Here is a 22904-nt window from a genome sequence, read left to right as displayed (position 1 = left end):
ATGGAACTTTTAATTTTTCTACCTTTATTGCTGGCACTTATAGTCCCGGTATCGGGAATTAAAATTAGAAACCTGATTGTCATATCTTTTGTTGTTCTTTTATCTTTGTTTTCTATATCCACTTTTTTAGACGATCGTCTGTATTCTCTGACTTTATCACATGATATACATACTTTTTTATGTGTTGCAGATATTGTTTTACTAGTATATTTTTTAGCTCAGGGTATTAAATATAGAAGTAAATTAGTATATGCATTGGCTTTTGTTCAACTTATTTTATATCTTGGTATTATATACTTGGCACCTTCTATGCATGGTATAGATCTGTTAAGTGATGAACTCTCACGTGTTATGTACCTTGTTATAAATGTAGTCGGCGGAGCTATTATAATATACGCTCTTGAATATATTGAAGCGGAAAATTTTTCACGTTTGAAAAAGAACTCGTTTATAGCACTTTTACTCTTCTTTTTAGGTGTTATGAATGCCATTGTAAGTACAAACAATATAGAGATCTTCTTCTTATTATTTGAATTAACTACACTTTGTTCATATCTTTTAATCCGTTATCGCGGTGATGATATAGCAGTTAAAAACTCTTTAAAAGCTTTATGGATGAACCAAGTCGGAGGTGTAGCAATACTTCTGGCTTTAGTATTCTCAATAAGCACATACAATACTGTCTATTTTTCTGAACTTTTAAAAGTAGTAGATGATAGCTTTTTAATACCAATAATTTTTTTAGTTATAGCTGCTTATGTAAAAGGTGCGGCATTTCCGTTTCAAAACTGGTTGCTTGGGGCTATGGTGGCTCCAACACCAGTGAGTGCTATACTGCATAGTGCTACTATGGTGAAAATAGCTCCTTTTATCGTATTGAAATTATCGACTGCTTTTAGTCCAAGTTTAAGTGTTATGGTGTCTATATTTGCAAGTTTTGTTTTTGTAGGTGCATCTATAATGGCACTAAATCGTGATTTTTTTAAAGAGATTTTGGGTTTATCAACAATAGCTCTATTATCTCTTATGATGGCACTTGCTTCTCTACCAAGTGAAGAAGCTAGATACACAGCTATACTTCTTTTAGTTTTTCATGCTATATCAAAAGCACTTCTATTTTTACAGGCTGGAATTTTAGAAAAAGTTTATCATCTAAAATATATAAGCGATATAGACAACCTGGTTGACCATGCCCCTAGAACGGTATTTTTTATTATTATAGGTTTCGCTTCACTAACACTTCCTCCTTTTGGTGCATTTATAGGAAAATTTTTAGGTATTGAAGCTATAACTCAAGCCATCTCACAAAACCCTCTTTATATATTTACTCTTTTGGGACTTATTGTTGGTAGTGTATTTTTAGTAATTTTATATTTTAAAATTATTACGAAGCTTTTAACTAAAGAGCCGTTTAAAAATATTCTAAAAGAAAAATTAGCTTTTAAATACAAACTAGGCTCAAATATATTATTTATATCACTATTTATAGGTATATTTTTAGTTAGTGCCCTTAATGTAGTTGAGGTATTGATACCTGTGATTCTGATCTTCATAAGTCCGTTTTTACTTAAGTACTTTAGTTTTAAAAGTGCACCTAGGGTAAAAGAGTATAACTGCGGTGAAAAAGGTGATTTTGAAGTCGGTGTATATAATTATGCTCTAAGCTCAAATGTAATCCAAAAAATGATGTATATATCTATTTTTATGATTGTTCTGCATCTGGCAATAGGGGGGGGTATATTAAAATGATCGAATATATTTTAATAGTTCTGGCTCCTGTATTTGGAGGAGTGCTTTACGGTTTTGAAAGAGTTGTACGCGCACGTATGCAAAACCGTCAAGGTCCACCTGTTCTGCAACCGTTTTACGACATGTATAAACTTATAGATAAAAATTCATCAATAGTGCATCCAATGCATATAGTGCTGGCAATACTTCACTTTATAACTTTGTGGGCTGTAGTGGCATTAATGATTTTAGGGTATAACTTTTTATATGTCATATTCTTACATCTTTTAGCTACTATATTTATAATTCTAGCAGGGTTTAGCGTTCGCTCAGTTTACTCACATGTAGGTTCTAACCGTGAACTTTTAGCTATGCTCGCATATGAGCCTATTTTTATACTCATAGCTACCGGGTTTTATATGATAAACGGCTCTTACGATATATCTTTAATTCGTCAAGAAGATACTCAGATATTATCTATGATACTTTTGTTTGCAGCATTCTTACTTACGGTGCCGCTTAAACTTAAAAAATCGCCTTTTGATGCTTGTGAAGCTCACCAAGAGATAGTGGGTGGTGTAGAGATAGAGTACAGTGGAATATATTTTGAATTTTTATATATGGCTAAATGGATTGAGTATGTTTTTGTATATATGATCCTTTTACTTTTTGCAGGAAACAATATACTCTTAGGTGTTTTCTTGGCTATTGCTGTTTTTTTAATTGTAAACTTAGTTGATAATTCAACTTCAAGGGTAAATATTGTACAAACTATAAAGATAATAATGGGTATTGGATTAACACTTTCGTGTTTAAATATTCTAGGACTTAGTTATGTTTGATCTAAAAAAATACAGAAAAAAATCTCCTTGGATACTTCATTACAATGCAGGTAGCTGTAATGGATGTGATATCGAAATTCTTGCAGCACTATCACCAAAATACGACCTTGAGAGATTCGGGGTTATAAATACCGGAAATCCAAAACAATCAGATATATTTTTAGTAACCGGACCGGTTACTTATCGCTCGCGTGAGAGACTTGTAGAGCTCTACACTCAGATGCCCTCACCTAAAGTTGTTGTTGCAGTCGGATCTTGTACATGTACAGGTGGTGTTTTTCGTGAGATGTATAATGTAGAAGACGGCATAGACAGATATATACCGGTAGATGTTTACATACCAGGATGTGCTGTTACTCCAGAGCTGATCATAGACGGAGTTGTACAGGCTTTAGATATTTTAGAGAATAAAACTAAGGAGCTTGAAGATGCGAAAAAACTGTATAAAAAACCTACAGAAAAAGAGGGTGTATTAAACCTTAGAGATAGTGCATTAAAGGTTGGTGAAGATGAAGAAGATTGAAGTAACACTAAAAAATGTAGTCAATGTAATACGTGAGTTTTACAAGCCTGAGAAACATCACTTCTTAACATTAAACGGTCTTGCCATAGATGAAAAAACTACAGAGATTCAGTGGATCTTTTCAGAATATGGTAAACAAGACGAGATCATAGTGTTTTATGTGGATGTAACTGAAGATGATGTAATTCCATCAATAGTTGAGGTTATTCCTTCAGCCATTATATCTCAGCGTGAAATTGTAGATATGTTTGGTCTCAAAGTTGAAGATAGTGAGAGGGGATTATATCTTGATGAAGATTCTCTGCAAAAACCACTAAGTTTTGGATGTGCGTTATGAGTAAAAAAACTGTAAATATCCCTCTTGGTTCACAACATATTTCACTGCTAGAACCTATCCGTTTTAAGTTTACGTGTGAGAATGAAAAGATAATAGGTATTGACAGCGATGTAGGCTTTGTACATCGCGGGGTTGAAAAGGCGTGTGCAAGTAAGTTTAAATTTGATGCAATCGGCTATGTAGTAGCCAGAATATGCGGGCTTTGTGCAATAACACATTCACTCTCTTATACTATGGCTGTTGAGTCAATGTTAGAAGGTGAAGTTAGTAAAAGGGCACAATATTTAAGAGTGCTTATGGTTGAGCTTGATCGTTTACATTCACATATGTTGTGTCTATCTCATGTTAGTGAAAATGCAGGTTTTGAAGCAATGTTTATGCGTATAATGGGTGATCGTGAGCCAGTAATGGATCTGCAAGAAGCCCTCAGTGGAAATCGTGTGCAGTTTGATTATGTAAGTATCGGAGGAGTTAATCGCGATATAGAGAGCGATGTTGCAGTTAAAGTCAAAGAGACTCTCAAAGAACTGCGTTTAAAAGTAGAGGATTATATATCTGAATTTGAAAACAACTGGAGTTTATCACTAAGATACAAAGGGATTGGTGCACTAAGCCAAGAAGATGCATATAGGTTTAATACTATCGGTCCACTAGCACGTGCAACTGGGATAAAAACAGATGTAAGGGCTGAGAGCTCAATGCTGCCTTATGGTGATATAGGTTTTGAGATGGTAACAAAAGATGGCGGTGACATATATGCTAGAAACATGGTGCGTTTATATGAGATGTTAAATTCAATAAGCATGTGTGAAAATATTATAGATGCTATGCCTGAGGGTGAAATATTTACAAAACTAAAAGGTAAGCCTAGCGGTGAGATCGTAACTCGTCTTGAAGCCCCTCGCGGAGAATTGATGTATTATGTTAAAGGCAGTGGTAAGCCGATACTCGATAGAGTTAGAATAAAAACACCGACATTTTCATCAATACCAGCTTTTATGCACATATTTGAAGGTCAGGAATATGCAGACGCTCCGGCAATTCTTGCTTCTTTTGATCCGTGTATGTCGTGTACGGCTAAATAAAGGTATAATATGTTCGAGTCATTGAAAAAAGCATTTACAAATCTTTTTAAAAAACCTCAAACTATATCTTATCCTGTAAGTGAGATTAAAAAGCCAAAAAATTATCGTGGTTTAATTGAATACTCAGAGCCAGATTGTATCTATTGTTTAAAATGTGAAAAAGCTTGTCCACCAGGTGCAATACTTTTTGTTCCTACAGATAATCCAAGTGATAATGAGAAAAATAAAAAGTCTCAAAAATATGAGTACAATCCATGGCTTTGCATATATTGTGGAGAGTGTGTAAGAGCTTGCCCAAAACCGAGCGAGGCTCTTTGGCAAAGTGAAAATAAAGCAAACATAGCTACAAAGGAAGATAGAGTGAACGATAATTGGTTTGAAATAGAAAATTTGAAAAAAGGAAATAATTAATGTGTGCAGATTGTGGTTGTAGTATAACAGATTCGGGAGTAGCGGTAGCTCATACTCATGGTAGCAGTGAGGAGCATCAGCATGCTCATGCACATTTACATGATAACCCACAACTAAATGATAAAAAAACTATAGATGTTATTACAAAAATTTTAGATAAGAATGATCACGAGGCTTCTCATAACAGAGCCCATTTTGACAAAAACAATGTACTTAGTATAAATCTAATGAGCTCTCCGGGAAGTGGAAAAACAACACTTTTAGAGCATTTAGCAGATGTAGTTGATTTTAAATTCGGCGTAGTTGAAGGTGATCTGGAGACTAGTCGTGACGCAGATAGATTAAAAGCCAAAGGAATTGAAGCTCATCAAATTCAAACAGGTTCAGCTTGTCATTTGGATGCGTTTATGGTTCATAAAGCTCTTCACCATATGGATCTTGAAAAGATCGATGTGTGTTTTGTTGAAAATGTAGGAAACCTAGTATGTCCAGCTTCATACGATGTTGGAAGCCATCTAAATATTGTTTTAGTATCAGTACCTGAGGGTGAAGATAAAATTGCAAAATACCCTGTAATGTTTCGTAAGGCTGACTTGATTTTATTTACTAAAACAGATCTCCTTCCTTACTTTGAATACGATATTGAGAAAGAGAAAGAAGTAGCCAGAAAACTAAAACCAAATGTAGATATTTTAGAAGTTAGTACTAAAGATGAAGACTCACTTAAAAAAGTTGCATCTTGGATCAAGTTCAAAATGGAGATGAGATAATGTGTCTTTCAATTCCATCTAAAGTTGTTGAAATAGATAAAGAACAAAATGTTGCAACTGTAGATACTATGGGTATTAAACGTGATGCATCACTTGATCTTATGGAAGATGGCGATGTAAAAATAGGTGATTATGTACTGCTTCATATCGGTTTTATTATGAATAAAATAGATGAAGAGGACGCACTTGCATCTATAGATACCTATAAAGAGATAATAAGTCTTATGGATGAAGAGGAAAAACAAAAAGCTATACTTGAAGCTGATGAGTGTGAAAATAGGACTTTGTAATGGGATTAGAGCTAAAAAATCTATATGATGACTTTCGCAATGCAGATACAATAAAAGCTTATCAGAAGATCATCAACGAAGATGCAAAGGGGCTCACAAAACCTATAAACATTATGGAAGTTTGTGGTGGACATACCCACACGATTATGAAATATGGCATACCGCAGCTTTTACCTAATAACATAAATTTTATACACGGTCCTGGTTGTCCAGTTTGTATAATGCCAAAAGAGAGGATTGATCATGCATATATGCTCTCAATGGAAGAAGATGTAATACTTGTAACACTAGGTGATATGATCAAAGTTCCCGGAAGTAACGGCAGCCTTCAAGATGCTAGAAGTAAAGGGGCGGATGTAAGATTTGTATACTCTCCGATGGAGTGTTTAAAAATAGCAAGTGAAAATCAAGATAAAAAAATTATATTTTTTGCTATTGGTTTTGAAACTACGACACCAATGACTGCTGCTTTACTAGATGTTGTTGTAAAGAAGGGCATAAAAAACATATTTTTTCATATAAATCATGTAACTGTTCCTGAAGCTATGTCTCTTTTAATCTCGGATGAAAATTCCAAGATAGATGCTTTTTTAGGACCATCTCACGTAAGTGTAATAAGCGGTAGTAAAATATATGAAGAGTTTCCAAGAGATTATAATAAGCCTGTAGTAGTATCAGGTTTTGAACCAGTTGATGTTATGCAGTCTATAAGCATGATCGTTAAACAGTTTATAGAGAACAGATGTGAACTAGAGATAGAGTATAACAGGCTTGTAAGTCATGATGGGAATATAAAAGCGCAAAATCTAAATGAAAAATATTTTGAACAACGTTCACACTTTAGATGGCGAGGACTTGGAGATATTCCAAAATCTGCTTTAAAATTAAAGGATGAATATAAAGAGTATGATGCTGAGGTCATCTACAAAGAAATACTGCTTTCAGAGACAATAGATGATCATAAGCTTTGTATATGTGGTGATATTTTAAAAGGGCTTGCAAATCCTCCTGAATGTAGTATCTTTGGAACTGCATGTAAACCTTCAAGTCCGGTTGGAAGTTGTATGGTAAGTAGTGAAGGTGCCTGTGCGGCATATTATAAATATGGGAACCTAATATAGGCTAGTATTATGGATACTGTGTCTCTAAGAGATAAACTGAAAAAGTATAAAAAGTTTGTCAAAGAGTTTACGCTGCAAAATAAAAATGGCGTTGAAGATATACATAAGCTCAGATTAAAAAGCAGGGAACTATTTTCACTAATAGACCATGAAGATCCTTTTTTTAAACGTATTAAAAAAGTTATTAAACTTAGTAATAAAGTAAGGGATCTTGATGTGTTTTATGAAGAATATATTCAGTCACTACCAAAAAAACTAATTAAAAAACTTGATTTGAAAACTATTGAGAGATACAATAATTTAATAAGAGTAGAAAATATAGAGAAACTTCATACTTACTTGAAAATGTTTTTAGATATTCCAGAGAGTGTAAATTTCAAATATGAAGAAAAAGAGTTTGATAAGTCTAAAATAGATGATCTAGAATTCAATCCAAAAGAGTTGCATAAGTACAGGATCTATATAAAGAAAAGACTCTTTAAAGAGAAAAATAGCTATCCGCTAAATAAAAAGAAGATAAAGCTTTTAACCGATATAAAAGATATTTTAGGAAATATAAACGATAATAGTAACGGCTTTAAGAGGTTACAAACATATAATATAGATGAGAGTGTTTTAGAAGATATAGATATATATACAAAAAAGCAAAATGGTATACTTTTTGATAAGTTTAAAACTTTTAACAAGGAAGTAGAGTGATGAAGCGATTATATATCATAAGACATGCTAAATCATCTTGGAGTGATATGGGAATTGATGATTTTGACAGAGGTTTAAACAAACGCGGTCGTTTAGATGCACCTATGATGGCATTACGCCTTAAAGATAGAGGCGTTATACCTGATGTTATTTTATCAAGTAGTGCGAAGCGTGCTAAAAAAACTGCAAAGATTATTGCTGATGTAATAGGGTTTTCTAAAAAGGTAAAATTTGAAGATTCTTTATACGATGTACTGCCAAGCAAACTACACTCAAAAATAAAAAAAATAAAGAATAAGCATAACACTGCTTTTGTTATAGGTCATAATCCAGAATTAAATATGCTTGCATCAGATTATATAGGTTTTAATGAAAATATAGTTACATGTGGAATTTTAGAGATAGAGTTTGAGTGTGACAAGTGGGGCGAGATCGGTAGCGAGAATGCCAAGTTTGTCTCGTATGATTATCCTAAAAAAAGTTGATTTTGTGAAAAAGTTGATTTTGCTATTAGTTTTAATGTTTCAGGTTGTTTATGCAAACGATAACAATTCAACAATAACAGATACTTCAGAGTTTTCAAAAGAAGAAAAAGCAGTCATGTTAAACAGTGCCGTAGGCTTAGGTATTATTACGTGGGGTGTTCTTCATTGGGATTATAGTATAGATAACGATATGCACACTGAATCTGAGGGTTGGTTTCAACATGATACGGATGAGGGAGGTTCTGATAAGTTTGGGCATATGTATATAAGTTATGGACTTACACATCTGTTTTCATATTTTTATAAAGAGATCGGATATGAAGGTGATGATGTGCCTTTATACGGAGCGTTCTCATCTTTGTTTTTAACTGGACTAATGGAAGTAGGGGATTCTTTTAGTGATTATGGTTTCTCATATGAAGATATGACAGCAAACGTATTAGGGACTTTTTTAGGATATGTAACATACAAGTATCCTAGTATTGGCAGAAAAATAGACTATAGAACAGAATATAAAATAGACAAGAGTGAACTTAGCGGAGACTTTGTAACAGATTATGAAAATATGAAATATTTACTGGCATTTAAAGCAGACGGATTTGATATATTCGAAGATTATGAATATTTAAAATATTTAGAACTTTATGTTGGGTATTATTCAAGAGGTTATGCTAAGATCGGTGCTAAAAAAGAGAGAAATACATTTGTCGGTTTTGGAATTAACCTCTCAAAAGTATTTGATACAAAAATTTTCAAATATTATCAGGTTCCTGATATATATTTAAGAAACAGATAAGGTCAAAAAACAGATGCAGTATAGATATATAGGAAAAACAGGTTTAAGAGTAACGCCAATCTGTCTTGGAACTATGAGCTTTGGTTCATGGAGTGATGAGAAAGAATCTTACAAAATCATGGATAAAGCAGTAGATTTTGGTATAAATTTTTTCGATACGGCAGAACTTTATCCTATACCTCCAAAGGCAGAATATGCAGGTGAGACTGAACATATAATAGGAAAATGGTTAAAGGGTAAAAAAAGAGAAAATCTTATCATAGCTTCAAAAGTAGCAGGAGCTGCAAACGGATGGTTTGTCCCGCCTATTCGTAACGGTATGACTGCAATTGATTCTTTTCATATAAAAACTGCAATTGAAGGAAGTCTTAAACGTTTAGGAACTGATTATATAGATCTCTATCAGATGCACTGGCCCGATACCGTAGTACCAATTGAGGAGTCTTTAAAAGCTTTTGACGAGTTAGTTAAAGAGGGAAAAGTTAGATATCTTGGTACATCTAATGACACGGCATACGGTCTTACAAAAGCAAACGAGACTTCAAAAAGACTTGGGATTGCAAGATTTGAATCTATTCAAAACAATTTTTCTTTAAACAATCCTAGGTTTTTAGATGAGCTTGCAAATGTATGTAGAAAAGAAAATATATCACTTTTACCTTACTCTCCAATAGCAGGAGGAGTTTTAAGCGGTAAGTATAATGGCGAGTTTTTGCCAAGTGTAGCAAGGTTTTCTGATTATTTAAAAAGCAGTAATTCTCGCATAAAGGCTCAGGGTACGAGATTTGTGAATGAAAAAACATTAGCAGCTACAGCAAAATATATGGAGCTTGCAAAAAAACTTGAAATCTCGCCAGTAACTTTGGCTGTAGCTTACTCAAAACAGTTTGATTTTGTGGCATCTACTATAATAGGGGCTAGAACTGCTTCACAGTTGGACGAATCATTTGCAGCAATAGATATGCACTTAAGTGAAGAAACGATGAAAGAGATACAAGATATCCAAAGCGATATAATGTATCCGATGGGGTAAAGATGAACAAAACAATAACTTTAGCACAGGGAAATGGCGGAGTTGAGAACAATGAACTGATCTCAAAAGTTTTTTACAAGGCATTTAAAAATGAGATACTGGAAAAAAGTGAAGATGCTGCTGTTATACACGGCGGTGAACTTGCGTTCTCAACTGACAGTTTTACTGTAAGCCCTATTTTTTTTAACGGTGCTGATATAGGAAAATTAGCAGTATGCGGTACTTGTAACGATCTTGCTATGATGGGTGCTAAGCCTAAGTATTTAACTTGCAGCGTAATCATAGAAGAGGGTTTTGAGACAGAACAGCTAGAAACCATAGTTTCATCTATGAAAAAAGAGCTGGAATTAAACGGGGCTGTAGTTGTAAGCGGAGATACAAAGGTTATGCCAAAAGGCTCTGTAGATAAAATAATTATAAATACAACAGGTATAGGCGAGATCCAAACAAAAGGGATCAGTTCAAACAATATTTCTAGCGATGATGTAATTTTGGTAAGTCGTGACATAGGAGCGCATGGCGCTACAATTTTTATAGCACGTGAAGGTATTGAGATGGAGTCGTCTTTAAAAAGTGACTGCAAATCTCTTTATCCTCAAGTGCAGGCTTTAATAGATGCCGGTATTAAAATTACAGCTATGCGTGATGCTACACGCGGTGGAGTTGGAGCTGTTTTAAATGAGTGGGCAAAACAGTCAAACATATGTATAGAAGTAGAAGAAGATTCTATTCCCATCAGTGATGAGGTTAAGGGCGTATGTGAGATTCTTGGATTTGAAGCTACATCTTTGGCAAATGAGGGAACATTTGTTTTGGCAATTAAAAAAGATGATGCCGATAAAGCTTTAGAAGTATTAAAAAGTTTTAAAGATAATTCTATGGCGTCTAAGATTGCACAAGTTTCAGATGAGCATATTCAAAAAGTTATACTAAAGAGTTCGTGGGGTACAAAAAGATTTTTAGATACACCTACCGGTGAGCTTCTTCCAAGGATATGTTAGATGCATGAATATTCAATAGTACAGGCTTTATTAGATAGTTGCGAAGATTATGCGAAACAAAACGATGCTAATAAAGTTACAAAGGTAGTTGTAAAAATTGGTGTAATGAGTGGAGTTGAGCCGGATCTTTTAAAAACTGCATTTGATACTTTTAAGGAAGAGAGCATTTGTGCCCAGGCGGAGTTTGTCATGAACATACAAGCAATTAAAATAATCTGTAATGATTGTTCCAAAGAGAGTGAGCTGAAAAAACTTGAATATCTATGTCCTAGTTGTAAAAGTGATGATCTAAAAATCATTGACGGCGAAGATATGTATCTAATGCAACTTGAATTAGAATAGCTGATTAAATAAAACTTAAAGCTTATTTGGGTATAATTCCGAACTTTTTAAAATAGAATTATGAATTGACAAGGAATTGTAATGTACGCAATTATCAAAAATGGTGGTAAGCAATATAAGGTTGAAGAGGGCGATATCTTATTATTAGATAAAATGTCTTTAGAGCCAAAAGCTACTATCGAAATCGAAGAAGTTCTTGCAGTTAACGCTGGAGAGCTTAAAGTTGGAGCTCCATATGTAGATGGTGCTAAAGTTACTGCTGAGGTTATTAATGAAGGTCGTGATAAGAAAGTTGTAATTTTCAAAAAACGTCGTCGTAAAGACTCAAAAGTTAAAAGAGGTTTCAGAAGAGACTTCACTCGTGTTCGTATCACGAAAATTGCTGCGTAAGTCGCAAATAAAATAAAGGAGAAACAAAATGGCACATAAGAAAGGTCAAGGTAGTACACAGAATAATCGTGATTCAGCTGGTAGAAGACTTGGTGTTAAGAAATATGGTGGTGAGTCAGTAGTAGCTGGTAACATCATTATTCGTCAGCGTGGGACAAAAGTTCACCCAGGTAAAAATGTTGGTATGGGTAAAGATCATACTATTTTTGCTCTTGTTGATGGTGAAGTGAAATTTGAGCGTAAAGATAAAAAACGTCAACAAGTTTCAATCATTCCTGCTGCATAATTCTTCATACATTTAATATTTGGGTTTTTCCCAAATATTTTTCTTTCAATATTTAGAGTATAATCTCTTACACTATTTACTAAAAATTTTTCATATCAAGGATATACAATGTTTACTGACAGTGTCGAATTAAAAGTTTCATCAGGTAAAGGCGGCGCAGGGTGTGTATCGTTTCGTAGAGAAAAATTTGTATTAAATGGTGGTCCAAACGGAGGTGATGGCGGCAAAGGCGGCGACATCTACTTTAAATGTGACAATAACACACATACTCTTTCAGCTTTCCAACGCAAGATGCATATAAAAGCAGATAACGGTATGCCGGGTGAAGGTTCGAATATGACCGGTAAGTCTGGAAAGAAAAAAGTTATCATCGTTCCTCCAGGAACTCAGATCATCGATATGGAGACTGGTGAAGTTCTTTTTGATATGGTAAAAGACGGTCAGGAAGAGAAGTTTTTAGAAGGTGGAAAGGGTGGACTTGGAAACCCCCACTTTAAAAGCTCTACTAAACAACGTCCGACTTATGCACAGCCTGGTCAGAAGGGTGAAACAAGAGAGATAAAGCTTGATCTTAAACTGATCGCAGATGTAGGTTTGGTAGGTTTTCCAAATGTAGGAAAATCTACTTTGATCTCAACAGTATCAAATGCACGTCCAGAAATTGCTAACTACGAGTTTACAACTCTTACTCCAAAACTTGGTCAGGTAAACATAGGTGATTATGAATCTTTCATTATGGCTGACATTCCTGGAATAATTGGTGGGGCACATGAAGGTAAGGGTCTTGGAATTAAATTTTTAAGACATATTGAACGTACAAAAACTTTGCTTTTTATGATAGACCTAGCTTCATACAGGGATTTAAAAGAACAGATAGAAGTTCTTAAAGATGAAGTTGCATCTTTCTCCCAAAAACTTGGAGAGTCAAAATACGCTATTGCTCTTACTCGTACAGATATTATAAATCCTGAGGAGTTAAATGACTTGGTTCAGAGCTTTTTAGATATTATGGGTGTTAAAGCAAATACTAAGAGTGATTTTAACTTTGACGAAAATATTCCATATTACATTCAAGAAAGTGCAGATGAGACTTTAGGATTTGATAAAACTCTACCTTATTTCATAGCACCAATATCTTCTGCTACACATAAAAATATAGATGCACTTAAACACGCTTTATTTGATCTAGTTCAAAGTGACAGAAAGACTTATTAATGCGCGTAATCTTTATGGGGACACCCGATTATGCCCAAGCTATTTTAGATAAACTTCTTAATACTGAAAATATTGATGTAGTTGCTGTTTATACTCAGCCTGATAAACCTGTTGGGCGTAAAAAAATTTTAACTCCTCCTGTTGTAAAAACTTTGGCATTAAAGAATAATATAGATGTATATCAGCCAGATAGACTTCGTGATGAAGATGTAGTAACTGAGCTTTTAAAGATTAAATGTGACTATATAGTAGTAGCTGCATACGGTCAGATCTTACCAAAAGCCGTGTTAGATCATGCTCCCTGTATAAACCTTCATGCTTCAATACTCCCAGATTATCGCGGTGCAAGCCCTATTCAGCAGTCACTTTTAAATAATGATAATAAAACAGGTGTTACTGCAATGCTTATGGATGTAGGTTTAGACACAGGTGATATTATAAAGATAGAAGAATTCACAATTCCTAAAGATATGATAGTTGGTGAGCTTTTTGAAGCATTAACAACTGTTGCTGCTGAGCTTACTGTAGATGTATTAAAAAACTTTAATTCATATACACCTGTAAAACAAGATGACTCTTGTGCTACACATTGTACTAAGATTACAAAATCAAACGGTTTAGTAGAGTTTGATAATGCACGAGGTTTATATAATAAATATCGTGCGTATACACCATGGCCTGGAATATACTTAGATAGCGGACTTAAAATCAAAAATATATCGTTAGTTGATGAAGAAAAAGCTGGAGAGGCTGGAAAAATCTTATCTGTAAATAAAGACAGCATAGATGTCTCTTGTTCAGTTGGTATAATTCGAATTTACAAAGTTCAGCCACAGTCTAAAAAAGAGATGGATGTACTATCATATATAAACGGTAAAAGACTATCACTTGAAGATCACTTATCTTGATAGTGTTGATTCAACACAAACCTATTTAAAAAATCTTATAAAAAACTCATCTATAGAACTTCCACATGCCGTAAGTGCGGATCTGCAAACTGATGGACTTGGAAGTCGTAATAATTCATGGATCGGGTATAAAGGTAATCTTTTTTTATCTTTTGCTATAAAGTTAAAAGATTTGCCCAAAGATTTAAAATTAGAGTCCGCATCTATCTATTTTGCATATATTTTAAAAGAAACTCTAGAAAAAGAGAAATCTAATGTTTGGTTAAAATGGCCAAATGATTTTTATGTAGGTGATGAAAAAATAGGCGGTATGATTACTAATATTGTATCAGATATTCTTATTTGTGGAGTTGGAATTAACTTAGTAAAATCACCAACAAATTTTAATACGTTAGATATAGATATTTCTAAAAGTACACTACTAAATAAATATTTTAAAAATATTGAAAATTTTTCATCATGGAAGCAAATTTTTAGAAAATATAAGTTAGAATTTTATCGTAATCAAAACTTTTTTACACACAATGAGAATGATAAGATTTCGTTATCTAAAGCAGAACTTCTAGATGATGGGTCTATAGAAATAGACGGAGAAAGGATATATAGTCTAAGATGAGCGAAGTAATAGTAATAGCCAATCAAAAGGGTGGTGTAGGTAAAACAACTACTGCCGTGAACCTTGCTGCCTCACTTGCTGTTGCAGAAAAAAAAGTTCTCTTAATAGACTCAGATCCTCAAGCAAATGCAACTACATCTTTAGGGTTTCATAGAAATGATTATGAGTTTAATATTTATCATGTCCTTATCGGTACCAAAAAACTTAAAGACATAATTTTAAAATCAGATCTTCCTACACTTCACTTAGCACCTTCAAATATAGGTCTAGTTGGTATTGAGAAAGAGTATTACGATGTTGATAAAACAAAAGGTCGTGAGCTTGTTTTAAAAAATGCTATAGCTAATGTAAAAAAAGATTATGACTATATTATTATTGATTCGCCTCCGGCACTTGGACCAATGACAATTAATGCACTATCGGCTTCAAACTCTGTAATTATTCCTATTCAATGTGAATTTTTTGCACTAGAAGGTTTAGCGCAACTTTTAAACACAGTTAAGCTTGTTAGAAAGTCTATAAACCCTAAGTTAAGTATAAAAGGTTTCGTACCAACTATGTTTTCTTCTCAAAACAACCTTTCAAAACAGGTGTTTGCTGATCTTAGACAACATTTTAAAACGAAGCTATTCCGTGACTTAGAAGATAAGATAATTGTAGTTCCTAGAAATGTAAAGCTTGCAGAATCACCATCATTTGGAAAACCTGCTATTTTATACGATGTAAAATCAGCAGGTTCTATAGCATATCAAGACCTAGCTCAGGCGGTTATTGCATAATGAAATCACAGAAGTTAGGTCGCGGTTTAGATGCTCTTCTTGGTGAGATAGATGAAGCATATGATAATGAAGGTTCTTACAAAGATACTGTTGTAGAGCTAGATGTAAAGAATATACGTCCTAATCCATACCAGCCTAGAAAACATTTTGATGATGAATCACTTGCAGAATTATCTGATTCTATAAAGCATGATGGACTTATTCAGCCAATTGTTGTTACAGAAGATGTAGATGGTTATATAATAATAGCTGGTGAGAGAAGATTCCGTGCTACTAAATTAGCAAAACTAAAAACTATACGTGCGATCATTCAACATTCTGATGAACAGAAAATGCGTCAGTTCGCACTTATTGAGAACATTCAACGTCAAGAGTTAAATGCAATTGAACTAGCTAATGCATATAGTGAACTTATAAAGTTACATAAAATAACTCAAGAAGAACTTGCAGGAAAAATTCATAAAAGTCGTACACATATTACAAACACTTTAAGACTGCTTCAATTATCATCAAAAACACAAAAAGCTTTGATAGATGGAAAGATAACAGCAGGCCATGCAAAAGTTTTAGTAGGATTAGATGATCGCCAACAGCAGCTGATTGTAAATTCTATAATTGGTCAAAAACTAAGCGTACGTGAAGTAGAATCTATGATAAAAAGCTTAAAAAATAAGCAATTGACTGATGATACAATAAGCAAAGAAAAATCAAAAAAGCTTGATTTTGCTAATATTCAGACAAGATTTTATGATCTTGGATTCAATGTAAAAACCTCTCAAAATAAGCTAACTATCGAATTTGAAGACGAAGAAGATATAGCAAAATTACTCACATATTTAGATAATCAATAAAAATTATAAATTTTTCTCTACTTTAACAATTATTTCAATTTTATCATTGTATAATGGCGCAACTTTTAGGAGGTGCTATGTTAGATGTTAATCCAATATTGCTAATAGCTACGTTGGTTGTATTTCTTACACTAATCGCTACTCTTAACAGTTGGCTATATAACCCATTATTCGCTTACATGAACAAAAGAGATGATGACATTAAAAAAGACATGCAAAAAGCAGGTACTAATGATAATGAAATCAACGAATTACATGCTAAAGCTGAAAAAATAGTTATGGATGCTAAACTGGAAGCTGCAGCTTTAAGAGAAAAAGTAATTGCAGATGCTAAAGAGTTAGCTGAAAGTAAGTTAGAAGCTAAGAGAGCCGAATTGGCTAATGAATATTTAGAGTTTGAGAAAACTTTAGATGAGGCTAAAGAGGTATTAGGGAAAGATTTAGATTCTCAAATGCCAATTTTTAAAGATTCACTAAATGCAAAATTTAGTCAACTATAAGGATGTGATGTGATTAAAATTTTACTGTTATCGCTAATGGTATCAACTTACGCATTAGCATCTGGTGGTGGTGAAGGTGGCACAGATATAGTTCAAAGAACTGTAAACTTTGCTTTATTCGCTGGACTTATTTGGTATTTAATTGCAGAACCTGCAAAAGCTTTCTTTAAGGGAAGAAGTCAGGGAATTGCAGATGAATTGCAAAAAGTTAAGGACAGATTAAAAGAGTCTGATGAACTTAAAAAAGAGGCACTTGCAAAAGTTAAAGAAGCAGAGAAATTTGCTGCTGACCTGCAAGAATCATCTAAAAAAGAGAATAAAGTCTTAAATGATAGTATCATGGCACAATGTGAGAAAGATTTAGTTAATTTAGCTAAATCTCAAAAAACTCACATGGAATTTGAACAACGCAAAATGGTAAGAGAAGTTGTAGAAAATACAATTACTAAATTACTTTCTGATTCAAGCAGTGACTTTGATAAAGAAGCTATGGCTAACGTTATCTTAAAGAAGGTTGCATAGATGAGTGAATTAGTAGCTAAAAGATATATAAAAGCTCTAAAGAGTGATTTAGATAATGATTCTTTAATAAGTTTAAGTGAAATATTTTCAGAATTAGCTTTATCTTTTAAAGATGAAAACTTTAAAAATGTTATTTCAAATCCAAGTATTTCTGATTCAGATAAAACAAATATTTTATTAGACGCAGTTAAATCGGCAAAATCTGATAAAGTTAACAATTTTATAAAACTACTTGGTGAGAATAAACGTTTAAATGTTATTCCATCTTTATCAGTAGCACTTAAAAAAGATATTGCACAAAGCACAAAAACATATCACGGTGTAGTTTACAGTGATAATGATATTGACGCTTCTGTTGTTAAAAATTTAGGTGATGGATTAGGTAAAAAGTATGATTCACAAATCACACTGGATTTTGTAAAAAGTGATTTTGATGGTGTTAAAGTAGATGTTGAAGATTTAGGTATTGAGATTAACTTCTCAAAATCAAGAATCAACGACCAAATTATAGAACATATTGTAAAAGCAATATAATTTTCGAGAGGAGATAAGTAGTGGTAGCAAAAATACAAGCTGATGAAATTAGCTCAATAATTAAAGAACGTATCGATAATTTTGAATTAAATGTTGATATTAATGAAACTGGTAAGATCGTTTCTTACGCTGATGGTGTTGCACAAGTTTACGGACTAAGCAATATCATGGCTGGTGAGATGGTAGAATTTGAAGAGGGTACTAAAGGTTTAGCAATGAACCTTGAAGAAGCAAGTGCTGGTATCGTTATTCTTGGTTCTGGTACAGGACTTAAAGAAGGTATGAGTGTAAAAAGACTTGGTAAACTTTTACGTGTACCAGTTGGTGATGCTCTTTTAGGTCGTGTTGTAAATGCACTAGGTGAGCCTATCGATGGTAAAGGTCCAATTGAAACAACTGAGACTCGTTTCGTTGAAGAAAAAGCACCTGGTATTATGGAGCGTAAATCTGTACATGAACCATTAGCAACTGGTATCAAATCTATTGATGCACTAGTGCCAATCGGTCGTGGTCAACGTGAGCTTATCATTGGTGATAGACAAACTGGTAAAACAACTGTTGCACTAGATACTATTATCAACCAAAAAGGTAACGGTGTTGTATCTATATATGTTGCTGTTGGTCAAAAAGAATCAACTGTAGCACAAGTTGTTCGTCGTTTAGAAGAACACGGTGCAATGGAGAATACTATCGTTGTATCTGCAAGTGGTGCTGAAGCTGCTGCACTTCAATTCTTAGCTCCATATACTGGTGTTACTATGGGTGAGTACTTCCGTGACAACGCTAGACATGGTCTAATCGTATATGATGATTTATCTAAACATGCGGTAGCTTACCGTGAGATGTCACTTATTCTTCGTCGTCCTCCAGGTCGTGAAGCATACCCAGGTGATGTTTTCTATGTTCACTCTCGTCTTTTAGAGCGTGCAGCTAAGTTAAGTGATGAAAACGGTGCTGGTTCTTTAACTGCATTACCAATCATTGAAACTCAAGCTGGTGACGTTGCTGCGTATATTCCAACAAACGTTATCTCTATTACTGATGGTCAAATCTTCCTAGAAACTGACCTATTCAACTCAGGTGTTCGTCCAGCAATTAACGTTGGTCTTTCAGTATCTCGTGTTGGTGGTGCTGCTCAGATCAAAGCTACTAAGCAAGTTGCTGGTACTTTACGTCTTGATCTTGCACAATACCGTGAGCTTCAAGCGTTTGCTCAGTTCGCATCTGATCTTGATGAAGTTTCTCGTAAACAACTAGAGCGTGGTCAAAGAATGGTAGAAGTTCTAAAACAAGGGCCTTTCTCTCCACTTTCTGCTGAGAAACAAGTTCTTATCATCTTCGCTGGTAACGAAGGTTTCCTAGATGATATGGATGCTTCAAACGTTGTAAGATTTGAGAATGAGTTATATCCATTTATTGAGGCTTCTTACCCTCAAATTTTTGAAAACATTAGAAGTGCGTCTAAAGTTGATGATGATACTAAAGCACTTATGTTAAAAGCACTTGAAGAGTTCAAAGCTTCTTTCGTAGTAGCGTAAGGAATTTTTTATGGCAAACTTGAAAGATATTCAAAGAAAGATAAAGAGTGTTTCTAATACTCAAAAGACGACTCGTGCAATGAAGCTTGTATCAACTGCAAAGCTTCGTCGTGCAGAAGAGCTTGCAAAACGCTCACGTCTTTATTCTGATAAGCTTAATCAGGTTCTTGCCGAAATAGCTGGACGTATTAAATGTCATAAAGTTGGTGGGTTAGATGGTAATAGATGTTTTACAGATATTGAAAACCCAAAAACTGTAGATATTATTTTTGTAACAGCTGATAAAGGTCTTTGTGGTGGTTTTAATATTCAAACTATTAAAGCTGTAAACAAACTTTTAGCTGAGTACAAAGAGAAAAATGTAAAAGTACGTTTAAGTGGTGTCGGTAAAAAAGGTATTGAGTTCTTTAAATACAATGAGACTGAACTATTTGAGTCTGTTGTAGGTTTAAGTTCAAAACCTGATAAGAAAGCTTCTGATGATTTCATCTCTACTTCTATTGAAGATTTTAAAGATGGAAAAGTTGATGCAGTACATATTGTTTACAACGGTTATAAAAACATGATCACTCAAGAGTTACATGTTAATAAGATTTTACCGGTTGACACTGAACAATTTGATTGTGAAGAAGCTGAAAAATCATCAATGTTAGAGATCGAAGCACAAGATGAAGAGATTATGCTAGATTCTTTAGTTAACAAATATGTTGAGTACGCTATGTATTACTCACTAATTGATTCAGTTGCAGCTGAACATTCTGCTCGTATGCAAGCAATGGATGCAGCAACTAATAATGCTAAAGAGATGGTTAAATCGTTAAATGTTGAGTTTAATAAAGCGCGTCAAGCTGCTATTACTACAGAGCTAATAGAGATTATTAGTGGTGTAGAGTCTATGAAATAATGGAGAGAAATATGATAGGTAAAATTAGCCAAGTTATGGGTCCTGTTGTTGATGTTGATTTTGACGGATATCTTCCGGTAATCAACGAAGCAATCGAAGTACAAGTTAATGTAGAAGGTAGTGAGCACCGTTTAGTTTTAGAGGTTGCTGCACACTTAGGTGATGGTCGTGTTCGTACAATTGCTATGGATATGTCTGAAGGTTTAGTTCGTGGTATGGAATGTAAAGCTACTGGTGCTCCAATTAAAGTACCAGTTGGTGAAAAAGTTCTTGGACGTATTTTCAACGTAATCGGTGAAACTATTGATGGTGGTGAGCAAGTTACAGATTCTGATACTTGGTCAATCCACCGTGAGCCACCTGCATTAGTTGATCAATCAACTAAAACAGAGATGTTTGAAACTGGTATCAAAGTTGTTGACTTACTAGCTCCTTATGCAAAAGGTGGTAAAGTTGGTCTATTCGGTGGTGCTGGTGTTGGTAAAACAGTTATTATTATGGAACTTATCCACAACGTTGCACACGGTCACGATGGTTTATCAGTATTTGCTGGTGTTGGTGAGCGTACACGTGAAGGTAATGACCTTTACTACGAGATGAAAGAATCAAATGTACTTGACAAAGTTGCACTGTGCTACGGTCAAATGAGTGAGCCTCCTGGAGCACGTAACCGTATCGCTTTAACTGGTCTTACTATGGCTGAGTACTTCCGTGATGAGAAGAAACTTGATGTACTTATGTTCATCGATAACATCTTCCGTTTTGCTCAATCAGGTTCTGAGATGTCAGCACTTCTTGGTCGTATCCCATCAGCTGTTGGTTACCAACCAACTCTTGCTCGTGAGATGTCTGCACTTCAAGATCGTATTACATCTACAACTAACGGTTCAATTACTTCAGTTCAAGCTGTATATGTACCAGCGGATGACTTAACTGACCCGGCTCCAGCTTCTGTTTTTGCTCACTTAGATGCAACTACAGTACTTAACCGTAAAATTGCTGAGAAAGGTATCTATCCTGCAGTTGATCCACTAGATTCAACTTCAAGATTACTTGATCCACAAATTTTAGGTGAAGAGCACTATAATGTAGCTCGTGGTGTTCAACAAACACTTCAAAAATATAAAGATCTTCAAGATATCATTGCGATTCTTGGTATGGATGAGCTTTCAGAAGACGACAAAAATGTTGTTGAACGTGCTCGTAAAATTGAGAAATTCCTTTCTCAGCCTTTCTTCGTTGCAGAAGTATTTACAGGTGCTCCTGGTAAATATGTATCTCTTGAAGACACAATTAAAGGTTTCAAAGGTATCTTAGAAGGTGATTATGACCACATGCCAGAAAGTGCATTCTATATGGTTGGTGGTATGGATGAGGCTATTGCTAAAGCTGAAAAAAGCAAATAAGCCTAAATAAAGGACTCTAATGGATACGTTCAAATTAGAAATTGTAACTCCTAACGGTCTTATCTTCTCAGATGAGGCTTTAAGTGTTACTTTACCGGGACAAGAGGGTGAATTTGGTGTTTTAGCTGGTCACTCTTCTATCTCAACTTTACTTGATGCTGGTGTAGTTGATATTGAAAAAACAAACAAAAATGTTGAATCAGTATTAATCAACTGGGGTGTGGTAAATGTTGATGAAGAAAAAGTAGTTGTTTTAGTAGAGGGTGCAGTTGCTATTCGTGGTGAAAGCGAAAGTGATGTTGCAAAAGCTCTTGAAGATGCTAAAGAACTTGTTAAAAGTATTGAAGATTCAGGTGCAGCTATTGCAACTGTATCAGCTAAGCTTGAGAACGCAGCTCAAAAACTTTTATAGATAAAAAATATAATGTTTAATGAAATATTAGATTTTTATCTAAAAAGCCATCCAGTTACACTTGGGGTATTAGCAATTCTTGCTATATACTTCATTGTACTTAATTGGGTGTTTTTTTATCGTTATTTTACACTTGATAGTTGGCTGAAAAATGAAAACGAATCTTTTGAAGCGTTGTTACTAGGCTCATCAACTGTAAGTGAATCCTCTTATCTGTATAAATTTTTAAGAATATCATCTTCAACAAAAAAAGAAGTATTGCAACTAGGTTTGCTATCTGCTACAAAAAAAGCCACAAAAGGTTTGGCAATATTATCAGTATTTTCATCTACTACGCCATTTATAGGACTTTTTGGTACTGTTGTGTCAATTTTAGATACTTTTACACATATTGGTCAAAGTAGCGGTAGTATGTCAATAATAAGTAGTGGTGTATCAGATGCACTTATTGCTACAGCTGCTGGTATATTTGTAGCTATTTTTGCTTATACTTATCATCAAATCTTAAAGAGAAAATCTTATGAGATTATAAATTTTTTGCAGATGCAGAGTGATGCACTACTTTCGAAAAAAGATTAAT

The 22904-nt window shown here is 34.2% G+C and carries 30 protein-coding genes; all 30 read left to right on the top strand.

Annotated features, from left to right (window positions below; all coding sequences use genetic code 11):
• The 30 genes from ABZA65_RS03365 to ABZA65_RS03220 all read left to right on the top strand — a co-directional run bounded on the left by ABZA65_RS03365 (position 1) and on the right by ABZA65_RS03220 (position 22903).
• Entirely contained in the window at positions 1–1749 is a 1749-nt protein-coding gene (locus ABZA65_RS03365; protein WP_373070586.1) for a proton-conducting transporter membrane subunit, read from the top strand.
• Positions 1746–2570: an NADH-quinone oxidoreductase subunit H gene (locus ABZA65_RS03360; RefSeq protein WP_373070584.1), complete on the top strand. Its 825-nt coding sequence runs from the start codon at positions 1746–1748 to the stop codon at positions 2568–2570. The genes ABZA65_RS03365 and ABZA65_RS03360 overlap by 4 nt, the downstream gene beginning before the upstream one ends.
• Positions 2563–3093, top strand: coding sequence for an NADH-quinone oxidoreductase subunit B family protein (locus ABZA65_RS03355; protein ID WP_373070582.1), 531 nt, complete (start codon positions 2563–2565; stop codon positions 3091–3093). Before ABZA65_RS03360 ends, ABZA65_RS03355 begins: the two co-directional genes overlap by 8 nt.
• Entirely contained in the window at positions 3080–3430 is a 351-nt protein-coding gene (locus tag ABZA65_RS03350; protein ID WP_373070580.1) for an NADH-quinone oxidoreductase subunit C, read from the top strand. The genes ABZA65_RS03355 and ABZA65_RS03350 overlap by 14 nt, the downstream gene beginning before the upstream one ends.
• Positions 3427–4515, top strand: coding sequence for a nickel-dependent hydrogenase large subunit (locus ABZA65_RS03345; protein WP_373070578.1), 1089 nt, complete (start codon positions 3427–3429; stop codon positions 4513–4515). Before ABZA65_RS03350 ends, ABZA65_RS03345 begins: the two co-directional genes overlap by 4 nt.
• Before the next feature lie 9 nt (positions 4516–4524).
• Complete coding sequence (locus ABZA65_RS03340; RefSeq protein ID WP_373070576.1) at positions 4525–4926, top strand: 4Fe-4S dicluster domain-containing protein; 402 nt, start codon at positions 4525–4527, stop codon at positions 4924–4926.
• On the top strand, positions 4926–5696 hold the full coding sequence (hypB, locus tag ABZA65_RS03335) for a hydrogenase nickel incorporation protein HypB (RefSeq protein WP_373070574.1): 771 nt from the start codon (positions 4926–4928) through the stop codon (positions 5694–5696). The genes ABZA65_RS03340 and hypB overlap by 1 nt, the downstream gene beginning before the upstream one ends.
• Positions 5696–5986, top strand: coding sequence for a HypC/HybG/HupF family hydrogenase formation chaperone (locus ABZA65_RS03330; RefSeq protein WP_373070644.1), 291 nt, complete (start codon positions 5696–5698; stop codon positions 5984–5986). The genes hypB and ABZA65_RS03330 overlap by 1 nt, the downstream gene beginning before the upstream one ends.
• A complete protein-coding gene (gene hypD, locus ABZA65_RS03325; RefSeq protein ID WP_373070572.1) occupies positions 5986–7107 on the top strand; it encodes a hydrogenase formation protein HypD in 1122 nt (373 codons plus the stop codon). The genes ABZA65_RS03330 and hypD overlap by 1 nt, the downstream gene beginning before the upstream one ends.
• Before the next feature lie 9 nt (positions 7108–7116).
• On the top strand, positions 7117–7806 hold the full coding sequence (locus tag ABZA65_RS03320; protein WP_373070570.1) for a hypothetical protein: 690 nt from the start codon (positions 7117–7119) through the stop codon (positions 7804–7806).
• Complete coding sequence (locus ABZA65_RS03315) at positions 7806–8291, top strand: histidine phosphatase family protein (RefSeq protein ID WP_373070568.1); 486 nt, start codon at positions 7806–7808, stop codon at positions 8289–8291. The genes ABZA65_RS03320 and ABZA65_RS03315 overlap by 1 nt, the downstream gene beginning before the upstream one ends.
• Positions 8251–9087 (top strand): DUF2279 domain-containing protein, encoded by an 837-nt coding sequence (locus ABZA65_RS03310; RefSeq protein WP_373070566.1) that lies wholly within the window; start codon positions 8251–8253, stop codon positions 9085–9087. The genes ABZA65_RS03315 and ABZA65_RS03310 overlap by 41 nt, the downstream gene beginning before the upstream one ends.
• 13 nt (positions 9088–9100) lie before the next feature.
• Positions 9101–10120 (top strand): aldo/keto reductase, encoded by a 1020-nt coding sequence (locus ABZA65_RS03305; protein ID WP_373070564.1) that lies wholly within the window; start codon positions 9101–9103, stop codon positions 10118–10120.
• Positions 10121–10122: 2 nt separating this feature from the next.
• Entirely contained in the window at positions 10123–11121 is a 999-nt protein-coding gene (hypE, locus tag ABZA65_RS03300) for a hydrogenase expression/formation protein HypE (protein WP_373070562.1), read from the top strand.
• Positions 11122–11463 (top strand): hydrogenase/urease nickel incorporation protein HypA, encoded by a 342-nt coding sequence (gene hypA / locus ABZA65_RS03295; RefSeq protein ID WP_373070560.1) that lies wholly within the window; start codon positions 11122–11124, stop codon positions 11461–11463.
• A gap of 81 nt (positions 11464–11544) precedes the next feature.
• A complete protein-coding gene (rplU, locus tag ABZA65_RS03290) occupies positions 11545–11853 on the top strand; it encodes a 50S ribosomal protein L21 (protein ID WP_152306927.1) in 309 nt (102 codons plus the stop codon).
• A gap of 28 nt (positions 11854–11881) precedes the next feature.
• Complete coding sequence (gene rpmA, locus ABZA65_RS03285; RefSeq protein ID WP_373070557.1) at positions 11882–12139, top strand: 50S ribosomal protein L27; 258 nt, start codon at positions 11882–11884, stop codon at positions 12137–12139.
• A 108-nt stretch (positions 12140–12247) separates the two neighbouring features.
• Entirely contained in the window at positions 12248–13354 is a 1107-nt protein-coding gene (gene obgE, locus ABZA65_RS03280; RefSeq protein ID WP_373070555.1) for a GTPase ObgE, read from the top strand.
• A complete protein-coding gene (fmt, locus tag ABZA65_RS03275; protein ID WP_373070553.1) occupies positions 13354–14262 on the top strand; it encodes a methionyl-tRNA formyltransferase in 909 nt (302 codons plus the stop codon). The genes obgE and fmt overlap by 1 nt, the downstream gene beginning before the upstream one ends.
• On the top strand, positions 14243–14878 hold the full coding sequence (locus tag ABZA65_RS03270; protein ID WP_373070551.1) for a biotin--[acetyl-CoA-carboxylase] ligase: 636 nt from the start codon (positions 14243–14245) through the stop codon (positions 14876–14878). The genes fmt and ABZA65_RS03270 overlap by 20 nt, the downstream gene beginning before the upstream one ends.
• Positions 14875–15657 (top strand): ParA family protein, encoded by a 783-nt coding sequence (locus ABZA65_RS03265; protein WP_373070549.1) that lies wholly within the window; start codon positions 14875–14877, stop codon positions 15655–15657. Before ABZA65_RS03270 ends, ABZA65_RS03265 begins: the two co-directional genes overlap by 4 nt.
• A complete protein-coding gene (locus ABZA65_RS03260) occupies positions 15657–16508 on the top strand; it encodes a ParB/RepB/Spo0J family partition protein (protein WP_373070547.1) in 852 nt (283 codons plus the stop codon). Before ABZA65_RS03265 ends, ABZA65_RS03260 begins: the two co-directional genes overlap by 1 nt.
• 77 nt (positions 16509–16585) lie before the next feature.
• Positions 16586–17008, top strand: coding sequence for a FoF1 ATP synthase subunit B' (locus ABZA65_RS03255; protein ID WP_373070545.1), 423 nt, complete (start codon positions 16586–16588; stop codon positions 17006–17008).
• A 9-nt stretch (positions 17009–17017) separates the two neighbouring features.
• Positions 17018–17530, top strand: a complete 513-nt coding sequence (locus ABZA65_RS03250) for a F0F1 ATP synthase subunit B (RefSeq protein ID WP_373070543.1) — start codon at positions 17018–17020, stop codon at positions 17528–17530.
• Positions 17531–18064, top strand: a complete 534-nt coding sequence (locus tag ABZA65_RS03245; RefSeq protein ID WP_373070541.1) for a F0F1 ATP synthase subunit delta — start codon at positions 17531–17533, stop codon at positions 18062–18064.
• Between the two features lie 20 nt (positions 18065–18084).
• Complete coding sequence (gene atpA, locus ABZA65_RS03240; protein WP_373070539.1) at positions 18085–19602, top strand: F0F1 ATP synthase subunit alpha; 1518 nt, start codon at positions 18085–18087, stop codon at positions 19600–19602.
• Between the two features lie 10 nt (positions 19603–19612).
• On the top strand, positions 19613–20506 hold the full coding sequence (gene atpG, locus ABZA65_RS03235) for an ATP synthase F1 subunit gamma (RefSeq protein WP_373070537.1): 894 nt from the start codon (positions 19613–19615) through the stop codon (positions 20504–20506).
• 11 nt (positions 20507–20517) lie between these two features.
• Positions 20518–21912, top strand: a complete 1395-nt coding sequence (gene atpD / locus ABZA65_RS03230; RefSeq protein ID WP_373070535.1) for a F0F1 ATP synthase subunit beta — start codon at positions 20518–20520, stop codon at positions 21910–21912.
• 19 nt (positions 21913–21931) lie between these two features.
• The gene (gene atpC / locus ABZA65_RS03225; protein WP_373070533.1) at positions 21932–22324 is read left to right on the top strand and encodes an ATP synthase F1 subunit epsilon; all 393 of its coding nucleotides are present in this window, start codon (positions 21932–21934) and stop codon (positions 22322–22324) included.
• Between the two features lie 12 nt (positions 22325–22336).
• A complete protein-coding gene (locus tag ABZA65_RS03220) occupies positions 22337–22903 on the top strand; it encodes a MotA/TolQ/ExbB proton channel family protein (protein ID WP_373070531.1) in 567 nt (188 codons plus the stop codon).
• Position 22904: the final 1 nt, after the last annotated feature.

The sequence above is a fragment of the Sulfurimonas sp. genome, from assembly GCF_041583195.1.
In the GTDB taxonomy this organism is placed as follows: domain Bacteria; phylum Campylobacterota; class Campylobacteria; order Campylobacterales; family Sulfurimonadaceae; genus Sulfurimonas.
The sequence above is the reverse complement of the archived record's forward strand: the minus strand, read 5'-3'. Positions and strand labels throughout refer to the sequence as shown.